Origin of the sequence: Parabacteroides sp. AF48-14, assembly GCF_003477465.1 — a bacterium.
GTDB classification, from domain to species: domain Bacteria; phylum Bacteroidota; class Bacteroidia; order Bacteroidales; family Tannerellaceae; genus Parabacteroides; species Parabacteroides acidifaciens.
Genome location: NZ_QUDI01000007.1, coordinates 43,355 through 63,626, shown reverse-complemented (window position 1 = coordinate 63,626; position 20,272 = coordinate 43,355). Strand labels below are relative to the sequence as shown.

Sequence of the window (20,272 nt, the reverse complement as noted above, 5' to 3'; positions counted from 1 at the left end):
AGTTAATCAACTGCTTTTATCAAATCTATTAAATGTTGAGGATCTTGTCTACAATCCCATAGGAGATGGATAAAAATATAATTATCTTCAACAGTATAAATAATCTTATTATGCTTAATCACAAGATAACGATAGTTCAGGGGCTCTTTTTCCAAAAGTAATTCAACAGTACCCATATCCGGGAATGATTTCAAAAGAAAGATCTTATTTTCAATCTCATCTCTGACACGAAGAGTTACACGTCTTCCATAAGTTGCTTTCAAGTAATAAAGCAAATCTGCTACTTGTTGCTTAAAAAGCCTACTCGACCGAATCTCCATTAGCGAAAAGATTGAAAGAAATCACGCATTTCCTGTTCTGAGACAAAAATGCCATTTTCTTTATCCCGGTTAGTTTCCTTCAACATCTCCTTCACCTCTTCCAAAGTAAAACAATTCGGACGTTTCAGTTCCTGCTTTTCCATTCTGATCAGTTTACGGGCAAGGGCTTCCATATAGGAAACGGCCTCCTCGCTATTGCAAGTCTGCAACACTTCCAACGCCCAACTTTTCCGTTTTTGTAATTCTAATACAGTCATAAAACCTCCATGTTTAGATACAATACAAATGTAACATACTTTTGTGACATAAGCTAACGAGTCCCGATCTTTCTTTTCATCATCCAGGGACGCAGGACGAAGTAGGAAAACAGTGTGGCGAGTGTGACACCGCAGATATTGGCAAGGAAGTCAAACCAGTCGCCCCCACGGTATGTAGTGCAGTATTCCTGCAAGAGTTCGATCACACCGCTCATCAGGATCGGACATAAGACTGCCCCGATCCAGGCATGCCACAACACATCATCGTATTTACGATGGTTGCGCAGGAACTCGAGCCACAACACACCGGACAAGCCTGCATACATACAGATATGTGCGATTTTGTCTATCCCCACAACCTTACTAACCTCCAGCGAAGGCGGCTTAAAGAAAGAGAGATAGATCACAACTGCAACGATCGTGAGCGAGACCGGATATTTCTTCAGATAATACAACACCATAAAAACGATTCCCTCTATTAAAACATTTTCCGTACCCGTTCAATACCGGCGGCAAAAACGTCAATCTCTTCTTTTGTATTATAGAACGAGAAAGAGGCGCGAACAGTCCCCTCGATCCCTAAATCCTGCATCAGCGGCTGGGCACAATGGTGTCCCGTACGGACTGCAATGCCCAGACGGTCCAACAACATACCCATATCATAATGATGGATATTGCCGACCAGGAAAGAGAGAACCGCCCCTTTATGGGCTGCCTGTCCGAAGATACGCATACCGTCGATTGCATTCAATTTTTCGGTTGCGTAATGGAGCAGTTCATCTTCATACGCTGCTATATTATCCATTCCCAAACGGCCTACATAACGCAAGGCTTCTGCCAACGCCGTGCTACCGATATAGTCCGGCGTTCCGGCTTCAAACTTGAAAGGCAGTTCGTTGAAAGTCGTCTTCTCGAAAGAGACAGAAGCAATCATCTCTCCTCCTCCCTGATACGGCGGCAATTTGTCCAACCATTCTTCCTTACCATACAAAACACCGATACCAGTCGGACCGTATATCTTATGACCGGAAAAGACATAGAACTCGGCATCCAGGTCCTGCACGTCCACCTTCAGATGGGGAACGGCCTGTGCACCGTCGATCAACACCGGCACTTCATGGTTGTGCGCTTCTTCTATAATCTCCTTTACCGGATTGACCGTACCGAGCACATTGGAAACATGCGTAACGGAAACCAACTTCGTCCTTTCCGAAAACAGGCTGCGGAACGTATCCATACAGAGTTCGCCTTTCTCATTCATCGGAATCACTTTTAGCGCGATACCTTTGCGGGCCGCCTGTATCTGCCAGGGGACGATATTGGAATGGTGCTCCATCACGGAAACGATTACCTCGTCGCCTGCCGACATACATTCGTCGGTAAAACTGGAAGCAATCAGATTGATCGCCTCTGTCGTCCCACGCGTAAAGATGATCTCGTTGGAAGAACGGGCATTCAGGAACTGCTGCACAGTCCGACGTGCATCTTCATGTGCTTCCGTAGCCGCCTGGCTCAGGAAATGGACACCGCGATGGATATTAGCATTCACATTATAGTAGCCGCTCTCTATCTTCTCCACCACACAGCGGGGCTTCTGAGTCGTCGCACCGTTGTCGAAATAAATAAGCGGCTTATCGTATATCTTATGATCCAGGATAGGGAAATCCTTCCGGATAGACTGTATATCTAACATAACTGTATCTATTTAACTTAATAACAAGCGTCAAAGATACTATGTTTATCAGGTAAACGATCAATTGCAGCACATAAAAAAGCCTCCCGTAAGAAACGAAAAGCTTTTTTAATATCTGATAAATACTTATATCTACTTCTCTTTCTGGTAGAAACGCACCCAATCAATCTCCATCTCGACAGGCAGATCAGCAGGTTCGACTGCGCCAACCCAGCTCCCACCCAACTGCATATCAAGCAGCAGATAGAACATCTTATCGGTAAACGGGAACTGCCCTTCTTTGTCTGTCTCGATACGGGGATAAGCAAAAGTCCGGGTGTCGTTGATAAAGAAAACAAGACTGTCGCGATACATCTCTACACTGTAGACATTATAATCGTCACGGTTTATCGGCCCGATCCCACCCTGCTTCGGATTATCCTTTATACCCAATATATGCGTATAGGCAGAATGAACGGTCTGATAAGCGATGGTATCATTATTCAAACGTTCCATGATATCGATCTCCCCGCCTTCCGGCCAGCCTTCGTTTTCCGGCAGCAGCCAGAACGCCGGCCAGGCTCCGGTTGCCCCGTAGAGCTTTGCACGGATATCCAGGCGCCCGTCGGAAAAGCCGACTTTTCCTCTTGAATAAACACCACCAGTGATAAAAGGAGCCGTATCCGCCGGCAAACTGTAATTAACTAATCCGCGCAAGACCAGGTTACCGTCGCGCATCCCATAACAAGAATCGAAATCGGACATATAGTTATTCCAATCCGATGTCCCGCGTGGAATCTTACTCCACGAAGCCTCATCAAAATGCTCCGTCTGGTCGAAGTTCTCCTCCCATACCAACTTCCACCCGTTTTTCTGTGGCTGGCAACCTGCCATTAGCGACAGGGCGATTGACAGCCCTAATGCAAATAATCCTTGTTTCATTACGCCGTTATTTGAATTTATACAATATCAGGACATCATTATCTTCGTCTTTTAAAGAGGATGCCAAATCTTTAATTCTCCATACAATTTCCCTTCCTGATAAGCCTCTAATAATTCATCGGCATTAAACCGGGATATGCCATAACCGGATTGCATATCACAATTCACAAGATGAGAGCTCAAAACTATTTTTGCATCCGGATAATCATCATTCCTTATCTCATACTCATTTATATCTCCATTTTCTTTGTTGTAAACCCAGTTGATTTCAGGAAACGTATGAATACTGATAGATGGTATCCGACGAAAGTTCGTTCAAAATATAACCTTCTGAATTTCTTACAACAGGAAGATGCATGGCTGTATATGAAAAACGACCGTCATCACCTTCTTTAGTCACCGTCAAATCATATTTCTTACCAGAAGAAAAAGGAACTTCTATTTTCTTCTGGATTTCCCCGTCATTCTTAGCCAGAATCGAGAAATAAGGTTTCAGATCAGAGTTTACCCGATTCGTTTCCGTATTGTAAACGAGAAAAGCATCATCATTAAAATTGTAAATGAAACGCGCATCCCCAGAAGCAAATTCCCTGATATATTCGCCATTCAGATCATAAACAACGATCTTCCGGGAAAAAACATCATGGACATAAATCTCCCCTCTCTTTTCATCCATACGCAAATTGGTGATATAATTATATTCGTGAGGGCCATTCCCATAATGAGAAAACTTACGGACCGGCTGTCCTTCCCTATCAAACATCAGAATCTCACCAGTTTCACCCCCTTTGGTCAGTATATAATTTTCATTGCAAACCAAAGCTCTTGATCTAACTAATAAATCGGTATTGCTTGCAAGTTTTATATATGTAACATCTGCAATATCCTTTAAATTTAATCGAATGGATGAATGTTCCGCATTGAGGTCAATTTGCAAGACTTCGTTATCCGTGCTCTTACCGGCACAGCCACACAAAAATGCCATCATCCATATAATCAAAAGATACCTCATACAAATATCAATTTTCACAAAGGTAACATTTTTCAATACACAGCACACAGATGACAGAATAAAAAAGGATGCGTCCTCTGCGTGCTATGTTTCACGAATATAACCGAGCTGTCGGATATTCATATTTACGTCATTATTTCTTATTCTCCAAAATCCGACTGTTGCCGCTCCACCTCTTTCAACTTTAAGGTATTCAATTCCTTGCGCAGGCGTTCCACTTCTCGTTCGGCATCGGTTTTCGATGTGGCCGATTGCCCAGCGGAAACACTGCTCAGCGGGATGCGGGATGCGTCTTCGGCGTTATAGACCAGCGGGAATGCGGCCGGTTTCGATTCAAGTACCAGTTCGCCGCTTACCGGCATCTGCGAACCTTCAAACAAGACACTGGCAGTGATCCGTATCTTACCGGGCTTCAAGGTAGACTGAACCAGAATAGGGGCTGTTCCCCATTTGACAGGAGCGGGATTAGCCAAGATATCCGGACCACCCAAGATACGCCCTTCCCCTTCTATTGAGAAACGGATATTATAATTGTTCAAACGCTTGATGTTACCCTGCTTATCGGCAACGGCGGCCACTACCGTTACGAAGTCGGAACCATCGGCTTTCAGGTCTGTCCCTTCGTTATCTACCCATAAGAGGATTTTTTCCGGGCGGCGGGCAGGAACGACCTTATGCGTAGCAACGACTTTTCCGTCTATCAGGCCTTCGGCAAGCAGATAGACATCGTCCTGCTTTCTTGCTCTGGAAAGAGCTTTGTCTACCATAAAATCATAGACATCGGGGAAAGTTATGACCGGAGACGGCATTCCCGAACGTTTTTTGTCTTTCTTATAAGTATAGGTCTTTCCATCTTTATTGAACGTAAGCCGCACCTCATCACAGTTCGAATAAACCGTCACATCCTTACCTGAGAACGGCGTCATCTCGTGTGCGATATAGACCATCGGACCGCTTCCGGCAAGCTGATCGTTCTTCACTGCCGGACGTTGTGCCATGAACATATAATAGGAATATTTCGGCTGGCGGAACACATCCATCAAACCTCCGTAGAACGGATCGGGATGGTAGCCGCGCTGATGATCGAACGAATGCCAAAGACAGCCACCGACATGCTGCAGCTGCTGTTGATACAGGACATCATAGCTGGTCACCGGATAGGAAGGTGAGGCATAATGTTCAGCTTGTATGCGCATCGGCTGCTCGCCCCAGTTGCGGGCTACGCGGCTGGGTGAATTATGCGAACTCCAATCATCCACATTATCTCCCCATTCGCGGGTAAAATAGGTCTTTGTCAGATCGATCTCTTTCGAAGCATCCTGCATATTAGCGGGATGGGCAAAATAGACCGGGAAGTTCTCGTGTCCGCGCGCTTCACTGTCACTCCCACTATAACAATATGGATAAGGATATTCGGCATCCACTATATCGCGGGTGTTCTTGGCAAAGTCCGCCGGATACCAGGTTTCGTTCAGGATCGGTTCCCACAGCCAGACACAAGGATGGTTACGGTCGCGGCGTACGACATTGCGGATATCGCTATATACACGCTCGGCAAATTCAGGCGCATCGTTCCAGAACTGCCAGCCGGGCGTATTGACGATGACAAACAACCCTAACTCGTCACAGGCATCCATGAATGCCGGATCTTGCGGGCAGTGGGCGTTACGGATTATCTCCATTCCAGCCGCCTTTAGTTTCTTGGCATCCCGCCAATGGATACTGTTGGCGACAGCATTGCCGACTACAGCAAAGTCCTGATGACGATTCGCTCCGATCAATGGCTTTCCATAGGGTTTCCCGTTCAGCCAGAAGCCATCTTTCCCCTTAAACTCGATGCTGCGGATTCCGACACGGCGGCGGTAGCCGTCTACCACATTCCCGTCTTTATCCAAGATTCGTACCAAAAGGTTATACAGTGTCGGCGTCGAAGGTGTCCAGAGCATCGGCTGCTTCACCAGTAATTTATCGGAAGAAGTGATTGCCTTACCGCCCTTCACCTGAATCTTATCATTCAGATATGCAACCTGCGTGCCATCCGGCTGTAACAAGGTGTATTCCACCACACCGGTGAAAGATTTCTTTGTCGCATTACGCACCTGTATCTTCAACTGCACCTCCGCCAAAGCATCCGAAACTTTCCCGAAAGAGACGAACAAGCCGCCTCCGGCTATCTCATTCTCATAATTGGGATCAGTGATGAACACGTTGTTATGGGCGATCAACCAGCAATCCCGGTAGATGCCGCCAAAGTAGGTATAGTCCAGCACATCCTGCGCCTTTCCGGGAGGATAGGAAGGATCGTCACTGTTATCGGCCCAGACGGCAATGACGTTATCGCCATTCCAGTCCAGCGCATCCGTCACATCTAACACAACAGGCAGATAGCCACCAAAGTGCTCTGTTAGCAGTTTTCCATTCACGAATACTTTACTTTTTCCCATGATTGCCTCGAAATGCAGGAAAAGCGTCTTGCCTTTCAACGATGCGTCGGGTGTAAAATGCTTACGATACCAGACTTCACCCTGATAATTGATGCAGCCGCTTGCCTCCGTCGGCAGGTATTCAATACCATTCGGCAAGGAAACGACTGTCCAGTCCTTATCATTAAACTCTTTCGCATCCGCACCGTCTGCTGCACCTTTATGGAAACGCCAGGCAGGATTCATGGAATAAACTTCCCGCCCACTGTCTTCCAATCGGAAGAAACCGGCTGTCGAGAACTCGGGCTGATGGGCGGCCCATAAAGGCAAAGCCTGTAACAACAAGGCGATTATAAATAGCTTTATTTTCATGATATGTATTATTTTTTCCAAAGATACATTCTCCCCAAAGGAAGACCTAATAAATAAGAAAGAAAAAAGTTGGCTATCATACAAAAAAGCAATCGGCATTGCAGTTAGCCCCTTTGTCGGAATTAACTCAGCGCTTATTTTGACTGTTTTCCCCGCTCCTCTATTGCATGTCACAGCCGTATTCTTTTCATGTCACAACTGTCTGCCTTCTGTGTTACAGTTGGATTTCTTTTGTTTCACGACTGTAACATGAATTGCGGATAAATATTGAGAAACAAGATACTCCGCATGAATGGCTCTGTCTGCCGGGTTATCCCTTCCTTCACGGCACTTCGGAAGGCTCATGACCGTCCTACGGAATATTTTGGCAAATGAGGCAGATAATTTGATAAAGAACGCCTGATGCAACGATATAAGATTCTATATAATGATGGGTACCAGGTATTTTTAAACTCATTCTATATATTTTAGGATAAAAAGGCTATATTTGCGCTGAGACAACAATAATATGTGGGAAGACGAGAGCAAAATAAAATGGGATCAATTTCTGGCGGGCGATAACAACGCTTATAGCTGGATATATAAAGCTCACATACAAATGTTGTTCCGGTACGGGCGTCGCTTTACATCCGATACTGAACTGATCAAAGATTGCATCCAGGACGTATTTACCGGGTTATACAAAAACAGGGAACAACTGACCACTCCCAGAAACATAAAGGTCTATCTCCTCATTTCCATAAAGAACAGCCTGGTCAATGCGTTATACCGCGAAGACCGCTATACACCTTATGACAGCGAAGCAGTTCCATTCGCATTAGGATTGAGCGTCGAAGAACAATATCTGGATAACGAGCAATATGCAAACCAGCAGAAAAAGATACAGGAAATATTGAATATACTGACTCCCCGCCAAAAAGAAATCATTTATTACCGCTACATTCAAGAACTTAGTTTTGAAGAAATCTGTACCATGATGGATATGAACTACCAGTCAGCACAAAACCTGATCCAGCGTTCGCTGAAAAAAATCCGGGAAGAATATGGTTCTCCGGAGATATTCCTGCTTATCCTGACCTGTCTCGCACATTAATTAAAAAAATATCATTTTAAGTGAGTATAAATAGAGGGATGCTTTGTCCTTATAGAAAGCAAGCACGTATCAGATGCATAAAGATTATACAAAATACTCAGCAGACCAGCTCCTGAATGACGATTACTTTTTGCAGTCAGAGCTACATCCGACAGAAGAGAGCCGCCTCTTTTGGCAAAATCTTATGGAGGAAAACGAACCACTGGCTGCCGAGATCGAAATCGCCCGTCTTTTACTGAACGCATTAGAAAAAGATACGAAGATCCCTTCTTTGACAAGCACGGAAGAAAACACATTGTGGCAACAGATTGAACAGGCTAATATCGAGACGGAAAGAAAAAACAGACGTTCCCGGATCATAAGAGAAGTTTTAAGTATTGCTGCGACCATCACGCTTTTGTTTGCTGTCGGATGGTATATGGCTTTTGAGCCGAAAAAACAGGGCACGGACTATCTGGCAATTATCGAATCTATAAATATTCCGGACAGTGCTTCCCAAAAAGTACAGTTAATCCTCGATAATAATGAGAAAATGGATCTCGAAGGAGACGAGGCGCAACTGGAATATAAAAAAGAAGGGCAAGTTAATGTCAATTCCAAGAAAGTAGAATTGGAAAAACAAGAAAGTACTCAACCGGCATATAATCAATTAGTAGTACCCGTAGGGAAACGTTCCTCCGTTACATTTTCCGATGGGACGAAGATATGGGTTAACTCAGACACGAAAGTGGTTTACCCGGTTGCTTTCGCCAACGAGAAAAGAGAGATATTTGTTGAAGGAGAGATATTCCTGGAAGTCAGCCATGATGCCAAAAGGCCCTTTATCGTAAAGACGAAACAAATGGAAATTAAAGTCCTGGGTACTAAATTCAATGTAAGTGCCTACAAAAATGAAAACAACATGCAAGTCGTCCTGGTCGAAGGCAAAGTGGAAGTTAACACGGACAACAAAAATAAAAGCCTGTTAGCACCCAACCAAATGTTCCACTATGACAGTCGGTTGCATAAAGGAAAGATCTCAACCGTCGATATAAATGATTATGTAGCCTGGAAAGATGGTTATTACCAGTTCCACCACGAATCGCTCAATGTGATTTTGCGAAAGCTATCCCGCTATTACGGTACACTGATTTACTGTGATAATACGGACAACGATCTTAGTTGCAGCGGAAAGCTGGATCTTAAAGATAACCTTGAAGACGTACTGAATTCACTGAAAAGGGCAATTCCACTTGAAATTGAGAACAAAAATGAGAGTATAAAAATCAATGTTAAACATTAAATCATTCAATTATGGATCCTTAAATTATCACAGACAGTTTTTATTCTAATGTATTATTTAATTTATTCACCTAAATCTCCATAGAAATATGAAAAATAACACAAGGCTTAGTTTTTGCCTATTTCTCTTATTTATGGGAATCAGAGTCTGTTTTGCGGCTGACATATATTCGCAACGGACTTTTTTCACGATCGAATCTAATAGTTTAACAGTCAAAGATGTCCTCAACAAAATAGAAAATGAAAGCGAGTACATCTTCTTTTACATGGACAAATCGATTGATTTGAACCGCAAAGTCTCAGTCAATGCCAGAGGGCAACAAGTAGAAAAAATTCTCGAGCAAGTTTTTTCCGGGACTAATACCAAGTATTATATCTCTGACCGGCAGATAATCCTTTCTAAAACAAAACTGAACACGTTACCTGCCGACATGCAGCAAAACGGGAAGACCATCACCGGAGTCGTGCAAGACGCATTGGGCCCGATTGCCGGAGCCAACATCATTGTGAAAGGTACGACAAACGGGAACATTACGGACATGGACGGTAAATTCACACTCGAGAATGTGCCCGCCAACGCAGTCCTTGTCGTTTCCTATATCGGCTTTACTTCGCAGGAAATACGTGTAGGCAACCAGACGTCTTTCAATATTACTCTTCAGGAAGATTCCGAAGCGCTGGACGAAGTAGTAGTAGTCGGCTACGGTGTGATGAAGAAAAAAGACTTGACAGGCGCTGTGGCACAAGTTGGAAGCAACTCTTTGAAAGACCTGAAGGTCTCCCACCCGACAGAAGCAATGGCCGGTAAACTGGCCGGTGTACAGGTGCAGCAGGTAGGTGGACAACCGGGACAGGCAGCCACGATCCGCGTACGTGGATCCGGCTCTATCACCGCATCCAGCGCTCCGCTGTATGTTGTCGACGGTTATCCGCTGGGCGATCAGAACCTGAACGCGATCAACCCGAACGATATCGAATCAATCGAAGTGTTGAAAGATGCTTCCGCAGCAGCCATCTACGGTTCACGTGCTGCCAACGGCGTAGTGCTGGTAACGACAAAATCCGGTAAGATCGGCAAGGTTAGCGTAAACCTGGATATCTACGCAGGTTTCCAGAATGTAACGAAGAAATTAGACTTAATGAATGCGCAACAGTTTGTTGAATTCAGCCGCGAAGCCTTCAACAACCATTATCTGGATGTCTATCCGAATGCTTCCATTAATGATCCGGTCAGCTCACGTCCGTCCGGAAATCGTTTCCGCTATCCTTCTGTCTACGACGATGCTTCTTTCATCAATGCATTGGGATCCGGGACAGATTGGCAAGATGAAATCTTCCGCACTTCTCCAGTACAGAACTACCAATTGACTGTAACAGGTGGTGACGAAAAGACAAGATATATGTTCTCTGCCGGTTATTTCAACCAACAGGGTGTAGTGGTCAACAGTGATTACGAACGTTTCTCGGCCCGTGCCAAGATCGACAGCGACCTGAACAGCTGGCTGAAGATGGGTGTCAACCTGGCTCCGACTTATATGAATTCGAACAAGACGACACAGGGCCACTGGGCCAGTGATGGTGTGATCAATTCAGCCTTGGCGACTTCGCCTATAGTACCGGTATATAATGAAGACGGTACATGGGCTTCACAGTCCATGTACGCCGTCGCTAGCGACGGGTTGACCGGCGTTCCAAATGCGGTAGCCTGTTCCAATATACACAATTATGACACGAACCTCCGCTTATTCAGCAACGGTTACATCGAGATCTCTCCGATCAAGAACCTGAAAATCAAATCAACAATCGGTGCGGATATCCGCGAGTACCGGAGTGAATATTTCCGTCCGTCGACGATTCCTAACAATGGTAACGTGGCGCCTCTTCCTTCTACAGAAAGAAAAGCAACCGAAAAATCGGCTGAGACCATCAACTGGTTGAACGAAAACACGGTCAGCTACTTCGGTTCCTGGGACAAACACGAACTGGATGCCGTTGCCGGTTTCACAGCCCAAAAGAATATCTACCGCTATACGGAAGCAACGGGGTCCGATTTCCCGAACGACATGATCCAGACGATCAATAATGCGAAAGTAAAAAGTAGCAAATCGGAACGGAATACCTGGACATTGCTTTCTTACCTGGCTCGCGTAAACTATCGGTTCAATAACCGGTATTATCTGACCGGATCGATTCGTGCCGACGGTTCATCTCGTTTCGGTAAGAATAACCGCTATGGTTACTTCCCTTCAGGGTCCGTTGCTTGGCGTTTGTCTCAGGAAGACTTCCTAAAAGACGTAAAATGGTTGTCCGACATGAAAATCCGTGCCAGCTATGGTATTACAGGTAATAACAACATCGGTGACTATTCAGCAATCGGTATCATGGAAAATGCAAACTATGTATTGGGTACAGGTACCGGAAACGTAGTGAATGGCGCAGCACAAAAAAGCTTCTCGAATGCAGACCTGACTTGGGAAAAGACACACCAGACCGACTTAGGTTTCGAAATTTCTGTCTTGGACAGCCGCTTGTCTTTGTCTCTCGACCTCTACTATCGCAAAACGACAGACTTATTGATGAATGTAGACATCCCGACCATCACAGGTTTCAGCAATGCCATGCAAAATATCGGTAAGATGAGTAATAAAGGTTTGGAAATCACACTGAACGGAGTACCTTTCCGCAGTAAGGACTTCTCATGGGATGCGACAGCCAATATCTCAGTAAACCGAAACGAAGTACTGGCTTTAGGCCCGACGGGAGACCCGATCTTCAGCGATGGTGGTGCCGGTACCAGCCATATCACCATGATTGGCGAACCGATCGGTTCGTTCTATGGATACAAGATGATCGGTATCTTCAAAACACAGGCTGAACTGGATGCCTATCCTCACTTTGCCGATACACATGTGGGTGACGTTATGTTCGAAGATGTCAACGGAGATAAGAAGATCGATGCAGATGACCGTACGATTATTGGTAACAACATGCCGGACTTCACTTGGGGTATGACAAACACCTTTACATTCAAGAACTTTGATGCCAGCCTGTCTTTGCAGGGTGTCGTAGGTAGCGAAGTTTTGCACCTGGGCCGCCGCTTCTACACACAGGGCGAAGGTAACCAGAACCAGTTAACCGAAATGATGGGACGCTGGCAGTCTGAAGCAAATCCGGGTAACGGTAAGATTCCGAGAGCTAACGCGCAACCGACCGGACAGAATAATGTCCTTTCTTCCCGTTGGGTTGAAAACGGTTCATTCTTCCGCATCAACAACCTGACAATAGGTTATACCTTGCCGGAAAACTTCACGAAGAAATGCGGTATGCAACGGGCACGTTTTTATGTTTCCACGCAGAACCTCCTCACCATCTCAAGTTACAGCGGTTACAACCCTGAAACGAGTTTCAAAGAAGATAATGTAACGGCTCCAGGTACGGACTACGGTATGTATCCGCTCTATCGCACTTGTACATTAGGTATTAACGTAACCTTTTAAATAGCAGACGAATTATGAAACTGAAATATAATCTGATCGCAGTAGCACTGCTGGGAATTGCCTTTTCATCCTGTAGCGATTTCCTGGAACAGAATCCGAAAACGGACTTAAGTGAAAACGATTTCTATAAGACGGCAGACGATTTTACCTCTGCTGTGAACGGGGCTTATTCATCCTTGCAGGGTGGTAACATTTATGGGAACTGGTATATCTTTGCTGAAATACCGTCTGATAATACCCGCAACCAGTTATCCGGTTCTGTAACAACCCAGAACGAGTTCGACAAGTTTTACATCGACACCCAGAACAGCGTCATCAAAGACTTCTGGGCCGAAGCCTATAAAGTGATCAACCGTACCAATACGGTGCTGGACCGTATCGACGGCGTCAACATGGATGCAGCTCTCGTTTCCCGTTACAAACTGGAATGTAAGTTTATCCGTGCCCTGATGTATTTCAACCTGGTACGCGTTTATGGCGATGTGCCCCTGGTATTAAAAGAGATCAGCATCACGGAATCTTATGATATCCTGCGTGAACCTAAAGATAATGTTTACAACCAGATCATCGCCGACCTGAAAGAAGCAGCCGAAGGCCTGCCGGCTTCTTATTCATCTGCCGAAGACGGACGTGCCACCAAAGGTGCGGCTAAAGCATTGCTGGGCGAAGTCTATATGACCATCCATAAATATCCGGAAGCGGAAGCCATCCTGGCGGAGGTCATTAACAGCGGGCAGTATGCCTTGTTGGAAAACACGCCGGGTAGCCTCAACATAGATGGTTATGAAGCTATTTTCAGCCCGGTCAACCATAACAGCAAAGAGGGGATCTTCGAAATCCAGTATCTGAAAGGCGGTTTCGGCGAAGGTTCTAACTTCGCCAACAACTATGCGCCGGAAAACTCCGGTACAAACGTCGTACAGGTGGGAGGTACAGGTGGAAATAACATCCCTGAGATGGATATTTACAATGCATACGAAGAAGGTGACCTCCGCCGTGACTATTCCATGTCTTTAGGTTATCATGACAACCGCAAAGATGGCGAATGGGTTGAATCACGCTATGTATCTAAATATAGAGACGTGCCTTACCAGGGGGGCGATGCCAGCAACAATTATCCGGTTATCCGTTACGGAAACGTGATCCTGATGTATGCCGAAGCATTGAACCAGAATGGCAAGACGGTTGAAGCCTGCAAGTATCTGAACATGACACGTCGTCGCGGTTTCGGTTATCAGACTACCGAAACGTCTCCGGTAGACCTTCAGACCACCGACAAAGCTCAATTCGAACTGATGGTAGAACAGGAACGCCGCGTGGAACTGGCTTTTGAAGACCACCGCTGGTTTGACCTCGTTCGTACCGGACGGGCTGTTGAAGTGATGAGAAGCAAAGGTTTCGCACTGAACGAAACGAACCTCATCTGTCCGATTCCTCAGAAACAGATCGACGTGAATCCGAAACTGACGCAGAACGACTACAGGATCGAACCGCGTTAATAAAAAAGGGACGCTTGCCACATATAGTGTGACACGCTGCCACAGCCTCGAAGGGAGGCTCGCCACAACATACGGTGGTGGACCTCCCTTTTTTTACTATCTTTGCCACAATCAACAATTCTAATCTCATGAAGACCTGGACAGTTTTATTAAGCACATTGTGTTTATTCTCTTGCAACCAACAAGACAACAAATTTGAAAAGTACGTAAACCCGTTGATAGGTACGGATATCCGTGTCGTACAGGGAAAAGACAAAAACTCGACGGAAGAACGCGGACAGATCATGCCGGCCGTCGGTGTTCCCCATGGTATGACCAACTGGGTGGCACAGACACAAGCTACCGAGCAGAAATGTTATCCGCCCTACTATTATTTTCAAGATGCAATCCAAGGATTCCGGGCAAGCCACTGGATGAACGGTTCCTGTACACAAGACTACGGGAGCGTCACAATCATGCCGCTAAATAACAAACTCGAGACAGACCCGCTCAAACGCGCCTCATCTTTCGACCACACAGCAGAAACAGCAACCCCTTCATATTACACAGTCGACTTGAAAGATTACGGCATACATGCCGAACTGACCGGACTTTCCCGTGCCGGTATCATGCAGTTCACCTTTCAACAAGACGGTGACCATTACATCGTGATCGAACCGAACAGCGACGAAGGTGTCGCCTTTATTCAAATCGATCCGGAGAAAAAAGAAATTACCGGCTATAACCCCGTACACCGTATCTATCAGGGACGCGGCAAAGAGGCCGGATTCAGCGGCCATTTCGTCATTCAGCTGAATGAAGAGATCGCCGATTACGGCGTTTGGGACAGTACAGCCGTGACCTCAGGCAAGAAGTCAACGCAAGGCCGGAAACACAACGTCGGTGCCTGGGTTAAACTGGCTTCCGACAAACCAGGGAAAGCACTGGTCAGAGTGGGCACATCTTTCACAAGCATAGAAAATGCACGCAAGAACCTTATCGCCGAGATACCGGGATGGGACTTCGACAAAGTACGCCGGGCATCTTCCGACACCTGGAACCAGGCATTGGGACAAATTGCCGTAAAAGGAAATAACGAAGAAGAGAAAGTCAAATTCTATTCTGCCCTATACAATGCTCATTTCCTGCCGCGTACATTTAGCGACACGGATGGTTCCTATCCGAAATTCGACGGCGGAGAACAAATCATGAAGATGGACCACGGCACTTATTACTGCGATTTCTCACAATGGGACACATACCGTGCCGTTCATCCCCTTTTCTCCATCCTGAACCCGACACGTAATGGCGATATGGCCCATTCGCTCGTCCTGAAGGGACAACAAGGCGGCTGGCTGCCGATCTTCCCATCCTGGAACAGCTACACGGCTGCGATGATCGGAGACCATTGTATCGCCATGATCGGAGACGCTATCGTCAAAGATGCGCCGGGCTTCGACTACGAAGAGGCTTACACCTTGATGCGCAAGAACGCCTTTGAAGCCAATACGGATTCCAACAGTTACCGCGATGGAAAAGGACGCCGGGCAATGGAATCTTACTTGAAATATAACTACGTCCCATTGGAAGACCCTGTTATGGAAGCTTTCCACCGCCGCGAACAGGTTTCCCGCACGCTGGAATATGCTTATGACGATTTCGTCCTTGCACAAGTAGCCAAGAAGTTAGGTAAAACGGACGATTATAACGCACTGATCAAACGGGCGGAAAACTACCGCAACGTTATCGATCCCGAAACAGGCTATGCGCGTGGACGGCATGCGACGGAAGCTGGATTGAACCCTTTGCCCCTTATGATTTTGTCAATTTCATAACGGAAGGCACTCCTTACCATTATACTTGGTATGTTCCGCAAGACATCGCCGGGCTCATGCAGCAGATGGGTGGAAAAGAACGTTTCATCGATCGGTTGGATACTTTCTTCGAAGGCGACTACTACTGGCACGGCAATGAACCGGGACACCACATCGCCTACCTTTTCGCCTATGCCGGCGAACCTTGGAAAACGCAGAAGTGGGTGCATGACATCATCAACCGCGAATATTTCACGACTCCCGACGGACTTTCCGGTAATGACGATGCCGGACAGATGTCTGCCTGGCTGGTGTTCAGCATGGTCGGCTTCTATCCGGTTTGCCCGGGTATGCCTTACTACGTGATCGGCAGTCCGACATTTGAAGAAAGTGTAATCACCCTCGAAAACGGAAAGAAATTCACAATCGAAGCCAAAGGGGCATCGGACAGGAACATATACATCCAGTCTGCGACTCTCAACGGCCAACCGTACGACAAAAGCTACATCCTCCATAAAGACATTATGAACGGAGGCACACTCTCGTTTGTCATGGGAGATACTCCCAACAAAGAATGGGCATCCGCCAATGAATCGCTTCCTCCTTCACTCGGTTTATAAAATAACAACGTATGAAAAGAATAATTTATATACTCCTGCTCTGCCTCACCGTCCTGACGGTAAAGGCCGGGCAGGACATGCCCGTCAGATTAGGAATCATCGGACTGACGCACTCGCATGTGGGAGGCGTTTTGAATGACAAAAACAAACCTTATGTCATAGCCGGTATTGTCGAACCGAACAAACAGTTGGCGGAACGCATGTCCAAACGGTTCGGTTTCAGCATGGATATCGTATATTCCACGATGCAGGAACTTTACGACAAACAACATCCCGAGGCTGTAGCCTGCTTCAACGCGACTTATTATCACCAGGATGTGGTTCGGTTCTTCGCTCCTAAAAAAGTGCACATCATGGTTGAAAAGCCATTGGCAACAAGCAGTGAACAGGCCCGCGAGATGGCCGATCTTGCCGCCCGGAACCAGATACATCTACTGACCAATTACGAAACTACCTGGTATGGCTCCCATGAGGAAGCCGCACAACTTATACGAAACGGAGAAATCGGAGAAATACGTAAAGCTATTTTCCGGGACGGACATACCGGTCCGGTAGAACGCAACACACATCCGGAAATGATCCCCTGGATTAAAGACCCGGTCTTAAACGGTGGAGGCGCCGTGATGGATTTCGGTTGCTACGGCGCTAACCTGATGACTTGGCTGATGGGAAACCAGAAACCGGTATCAGTCGTATCCGCCTTCCAGACCATCAAGCCGGATCAATACGAAGAAGTGGAAGACCAGGCCACTGTTATCCTGACCTATCCGAAAGCCCAATGCATCATCGAAGCCTCCTGGAACTGGCCGATCAATATGAAGACTTCCGAGATATACGGGAAAAGCGGTTATATCCAGATACCGGACAAGGAAACGCTGCTGATTCGGACAGGCGAGAAGTCACCGGTCCGACAACTCAATCCGGCTGCCCGTCCTGCCCCCTATGATAATCCTTACTCCTACTTCTGTGCAGTGGTAAAGGGGAAAGCGCAGGAGGATCCGCAATCCACATTAGAAAACAATCTGATCGTGATGGAAATTCTCGACGCAGCAAGAGAGTCGGCAAAAACAGGAAAGATTATCTATCTGAAATAAATATATATAGCATTTCCTTTAATATTTACTATATTTACATGCTAATCTATTAAGATAGAGGAAGTATGGAATATTCAGCAGACTTAAAGGCTTTCAATCAATTATTTGCAGATTATCAGGGGCGGTTTATCCGCTTCGCTAATATGTATGTGAGAGATATAGCCGTAGCGGAAGATTTCACTATAGAGGCTTTAATGCAATACTGGGAAAACCGCCAGTCTTTAAAAGCCAACTCCAACATCCCGGCCTACATACTCACTATCATTAAGCGCAAATGCCTCAATTACCTGCAACATATACAAGTCAGGGAAGATGTTGGCGAGCAATTGAAAAACCACGCCGAATGGGAACTAAACACACGCATCTCCACACTTGAAGCCTGTAACCCTGAAGAACTGTTTACGGCGGAAGCTCAGGAGATCGTCAATAAAACACTGGCAAGCCTGCCTAAACAGACTCGCCGTATCTTTATCATGAGCCGCTATGAAAACAAGTCGCATAAAGAAATTGCAGAAGCTCTTAATATGACAACCAAAGGAGTGGAATACCATATTGCTCAAGCGTTGAAGAAACTTCACGCCAACTTGAAAGACTACATTCCCCTGCTGGCTTTCCTGACTTATCTGAATTAGGTCAGGCAATCACTTCCACAATATTCCCATCCGGATCCATCACGGCACCCTCATAATAGCCGTCACCGGTTGTACGCGGTTCACCCGTGATTCGGAAACCGTCCGAGCGAAACCGTTCGATCATTGCATCGACCTTTTCTTTCGATCCGACAGAGAAGGCGAAATGGGCAAGACCAATAAAAACATCCGAACTTTCCCGGGTGATATCCGTACGCTGCATAATTTCAAGGGAGGAGGCGCCCTCGAATGTTACGAAATAAGAGGCAAAGCCTTTCTTCGGATTTACATACTTCTCATTGCTTTTCCCACTAAAGTACTTGACATAGAAGTCACGCGAGCGTTCCAGCTCGTTTGTCCAGATTGCGATATGTGTTAGCTGCATAGATTATATTTATTTACAAACCCGACAACCGGCACATTTGGCCAGTTCTCCCCGGAAACGTTTTTCTACCAATTTGTGCAAACGGTCCTTCAATGCATCCAAACGTACATGGTCGATTACATCCGATGTGAAAGCTACGCTCAACAGCATACGTGCCTCATCACGGGGAATGCCACGACTTTGCATATAGAACAGAGCATTTTCATCCAGCTGACCGGTTGTCATGCCATGTGAACATTTCACATCGTCGGCATAAATCTCCAACTGCGGCTTGCTGTACATACGGGCTTCACGGGTTGCACAGAGATTGCGGTTCGTCTGATAGGCTGCCGTTTTCTGCGCATCTTCCTTCACCAGGATACGTCCGCTGAAAGCGCCGACAGCATGGTCGTCCAGGACGTTTTTGAACAATTCGTTACTGGTACAATTGGGTACGGCATGTGTAATATGGCTATAGGTATCGACCTGCTGTTCTTTATCCAGGATGGACATGCCGCACAAGGTCGTCTCGGCCTGTTCACCGTTCAGTTCGATATAATAGTTGTTACGGGTAAGGCCGTTATTCAGCGTAATACCGTTTACCAACACGTTACTGCCGGCTTCCTGCTTCACATGCACAGAAGCGAAACGGGTGGTCGACTCGCTGCTTTCTTCCAGGTCGTAATAATCGAAGAAGGCTCCTTCGCCGGCAAAGATCTCGACAACCTGCGTTGCCAGGAATTTAACATCGTCGATGCTATGGTCGCACACCAGCAACTTGGCTTCCGAACGGGGTTCCATAATGACGAGGATACGGCGGTTGGCCATTGTGTCGACATCGCTACGGAAGATATTCACCAACTGGATCGGACGTTCCACCACAACTCCTTCCGGTACATAAACCACAAAGCCGTCTTGCGCCAGCATCGTATTCAGGGCGATGATAGCATCCCGTCCGCTTGAAGCGGCTTTTCCGTAGTAGCGGGAAGCGACTTCAGGATACTTCTCTATGAATGTCCGCATGCCTCCTGCATAAACGCCTTCAGGCAGATGTGCCTTTGGCAACATCTTGTCATAAAAAGTGTCGTTCACCACAAAATAGAGCGAAGTACTCAGGTTGGGAACGTCGCAACGGAACACGTCATACGGATTGACCGGGATTTCGACGCGGTTGATATTCACCCCGTAGTCCGGCGCGAAAGCCTGCGCCACATCGGTATATTTATAATCTTCACTCTTCACCGAAGGGAACCCTAATCGCTCAAAATCAGCCAAAGCCTCCGCACGCGGCAAGTTCATCACCGCCGCCGCATGCTTGCAAATCATCGACTCACACTGTGCAAAGAGATTGATATATTGTTGTTCTGCTTTCATACTATATATATTATCTGTAACAAAAGAACC

15 protein-coding genes and 1 pseudogene are annotated in these 20,272 nt (G+C 46.3%); 7 read left to right on the top strand and 9 right to left on the bottom strand.

All coding sequences use genetic code 11. The features are described 5' to 3' along the window. Positions 1–2 precede the first annotated feature (2 nt). From DW083_RS04835 to DW083_RS04805, 7 genes are all read right to left on the bottom strand, one after another. A complete protein-coding gene (locus tag DW083_RS04835) occupies positions 3–320 on the bottom strand; it encodes a type II toxin-antitoxin system RelE/ParE family toxin (RefSeq protein WP_115499244.1) in 318 nt (105 codons plus the stop codon). After that, a complete protein-coding gene (locus DW083_RS04830) occupies positions 320–577 on the bottom strand; it encodes a hypothetical protein (protein WP_122331627.1) in 258 nt (85 codons plus the stop codon). The genes DW083_RS04835 and DW083_RS04830 overlap by 1 nt, the downstream gene beginning before the upstream one ends. Before the next feature lie 53 nt (positions 578–630). Then, the gene (locus DW083_RS04825) at positions 631–1,035 is read right to left on the bottom strand and encodes a VanZ family protein (RefSeq protein ID WP_122331674.1); all 405 of its coding nucleotides are present in this window, start codon (positions 1,033–1,035) and stop codon (positions 631–633) included. A gap of 20 nt (positions 1,036–1,055) precedes the next feature. Then, a complete protein-coding gene (locus DW083_RS04820) occupies positions 1,056–2,270 on the bottom strand; it encodes an aminotransferase class V-fold PLP-dependent enzyme (protein ID WP_122331626.1) in 1,215 nt (404 codons plus the stop codon). A gap of 132 nt (positions 2,271–2,402) precedes the next feature. After that, positions 2,403–3,191, bottom strand: a complete 789-nt coding sequence (locus tag DW083_RS04815; RefSeq protein WP_122331625.1) for a glycoside hydrolase family 16 protein — start codon at positions 3,189–3,191, stop codon at positions 2,403–2,405. A 268-nt stretch (positions 3,192–3,459) separates the two neighbouring features. After that, positions 3,460–4,221 (bottom strand): 6-bladed beta-propeller, encoded by a 762-nt coding sequence (locus DW083_RS04810; RefSeq protein ID WP_147382087.1) that lies wholly within the window; start codon positions 4,219–4,221, stop codon positions 3,460–3,462. A gap of 122 nt (positions 4,222–4,343) precedes the next feature. After that, the gene (locus DW083_RS04805) at positions 4,344–6,998 is read right to left on the bottom strand and encodes a glycoside hydrolase family 2 TIM barrel-domain containing protein (RefSeq protein ID WP_122331623.1); all 2,655 of its coding nucleotides are present in this window, start codon (positions 6,996–6,998) and stop codon (positions 4,344–4,346) included. Between the two features lie 508 nt (positions 6,999–7,506). On the opposite strand from DW083_RS04805, the gene DW083_RS04800 reads away from it, so the two are divergent. The 7 genes and pseudogenes from DW083_RS04800 to DW083_RS04770 all read left to right on the top strand — a co-directional run bounded on the left by DW083_RS04800 (position 7,507) and on the right by DW083_RS04770 (position 18,507). Beyond that, a complete protein-coding gene (locus DW083_RS04800; RefSeq protein WP_122331622.1) occupies positions 7,507–8,091 on the top strand; it encodes an RNA polymerase sigma factor in 585 nt (194 codons plus the stop codon). A 73-nt stretch (positions 8,092–8,164) separates the two neighbouring features. After that, a complete protein-coding gene (locus DW083_RS04795) occupies positions 8,165–9,373 on the top strand; it encodes a FecR family protein (protein ID WP_122331621.1) in 1,209 nt (402 codons plus the stop codon). 88 nt (positions 9,374–9,461) lie between these two features. Then, complete coding sequence (locus tag DW083_RS04790; protein WP_122331620.1) at positions 9,462–12,869, top strand: TonB-dependent receptor; 3,408 nt, start codon at positions 9,462–9,464, stop codon at positions 12,867–12,869. Between the two features lie 14 nt (positions 12,870–12,883). Continuing rightward, on the top strand, positions 12,884–14,368 hold the full coding sequence (locus DW083_RS04785) for a RagB/SusD family nutrient uptake outer membrane protein (RefSeq protein ID WP_122331619.1): 1,485 nt from the start codon (positions 12,884–12,886) through the stop codon (positions 14,366–14,368). A gap of 128 nt (positions 14,369–14,496) precedes the next feature. After that, a pseudogene (locus DW083_RS04780) lies at positions 14,497–16,781 on the top strand (GH92 family glycosyl hydrolase). Positions 16,782–16,792: 11 nt separating this feature from the next. After that, complete coding sequence (locus tag DW083_RS04775; RefSeq protein ID WP_122331618.1) at positions 16,793–17,875, top strand: Gfo/Idh/MocA family protein; 1,083 nt, start codon at positions 16,793–16,795, stop codon at positions 17,873–17,875. Between the two features lie 65 nt (positions 17,876–17,940). After that, on the top strand, positions 17,941–18,507 hold the full coding sequence (locus DW083_RS04770) for an RNA polymerase sigma-70 factor (protein WP_122331617.1): 567 nt from the start codon (positions 17,941–17,943) through the stop codon (positions 18,505–18,507). A gap of 1 nt (position 18,508) precedes the next feature. On the opposite strand, the gene DW083_RS04765 is transcribed toward DW083_RS04770, so the two are convergent. Both DW083_RS04765 and sufD read right to left on the bottom strand, forming a co-directional pair. Beyond that, positions 18,509–18,889, bottom strand: a complete 381-nt coding sequence (locus tag DW083_RS04765) for a VOC family protein (RefSeq protein WP_122331616.1) — start codon at positions 18,887–18,889, stop codon at positions 18,509–18,511. A 9-nt stretch (positions 18,890–18,898) separates the two neighbouring features. Beyond that, positions 18,899–20,242 carry a Fe-S cluster assembly protein SufD gene (gene sufD / locus DW083_RS04760; RefSeq protein WP_199659144.1) on the bottom strand — a complete coding sequence of 448 codons (1,344 nt, stop codon included), beginning with the start codon at positions 20,240–20,242 and terminating at the stop codon, positions 18,899–18,901. Positions 20,243–20,272: the final 30 nt, after the last annotated feature.

Bases quoted from the DNA above. Each gene is read 5' to 3' on its own strand.
- DW083_RS04795 (WP_122331621.1), top strand. From the start codon at position 8,165: ATGCATAAAGATTATACAAAATACTCAGCAGACCAGCTCCTGAATGAC.
- DW083_RS04835 (WP_115499244.1), bottom strand. From the start codon at position 320: ATGGAGATTCGGTCGAGTAGGCTTTTTAAGCAACAAGTAGCAGATTTG.
- DW083_RS04770 (WP_122331617.1), top strand. From the start codon at position 17,941: ATGGAATATTCAGCAGACTTAAAGGCTTTCAATCAATTATTTGCAGAT.
- DW083_RS04805 (WP_122331623.1), bottom strand. From the start codon at position 6,998: ATGAAAATAAAGCTATTTATAATCGCCTTGTTGTTACAGGCTTTGCCT.
- DW083_RS04800 (WP_122331622.1), top strand. From the start codon at position 7,507: ATGTGGGAAGACGAGAGCAAAATAAAATGGGATCAATTTCTGGCGGGC.
- DW083_RS04790 (WP_122331620.1), top strand. From the start codon at position 9,462: ATGAAAAATAACACAAGGCTTAGTTTTTGCCTATTTCTCTTATTTATG.
- DW083_RS04765 (WP_122331616.1), bottom strand. From the start codon at position 18,889: ATGCAGCTAACACATATCGCAATCTGGACAAACGAGCTGGAACGCTCG.
- DW083_RS04775 (WP_122331618.1), top strand. From the start codon at position 16,793: ATGAAAAGAATAATTTATATACTCCTGCTCTGCCTCACCGTCCTGACG.
- sufD (WP_199659144.1), bottom strand. From the start codon at position 20,242: ATGAAAGCAGAACAACAATATATCAATCTCTTTGCACAGTGTGAGTCG.
- DW083_RS04785 (WP_122331619.1), top strand. From the start codon at position 12,884: ATGAAACTGAAATATAATCTGATCGCAGTAGCACTGCTGGGAATTGCC.
- DW083_RS04820 (WP_122331626.1), bottom strand. From the start codon at position 2,270: ATGTTAGATATACAGTCTATCCGGAAGGATTTCCCTATCCTGGATCAT.
- DW083_RS04830 (WP_122331627.1), bottom strand. From the start codon at position 577: ATGACTGTATTAGAATTACAAAAACGGAAAAGTTGGGCGTTGGAAGTG.
- DW083_RS04815 (WP_122331625.1), bottom strand. From the start codon at position 3,191: ATGAAACAAGGATTATTTGCATTAGGGCTGTCAATCGCCCTGTCGCTA.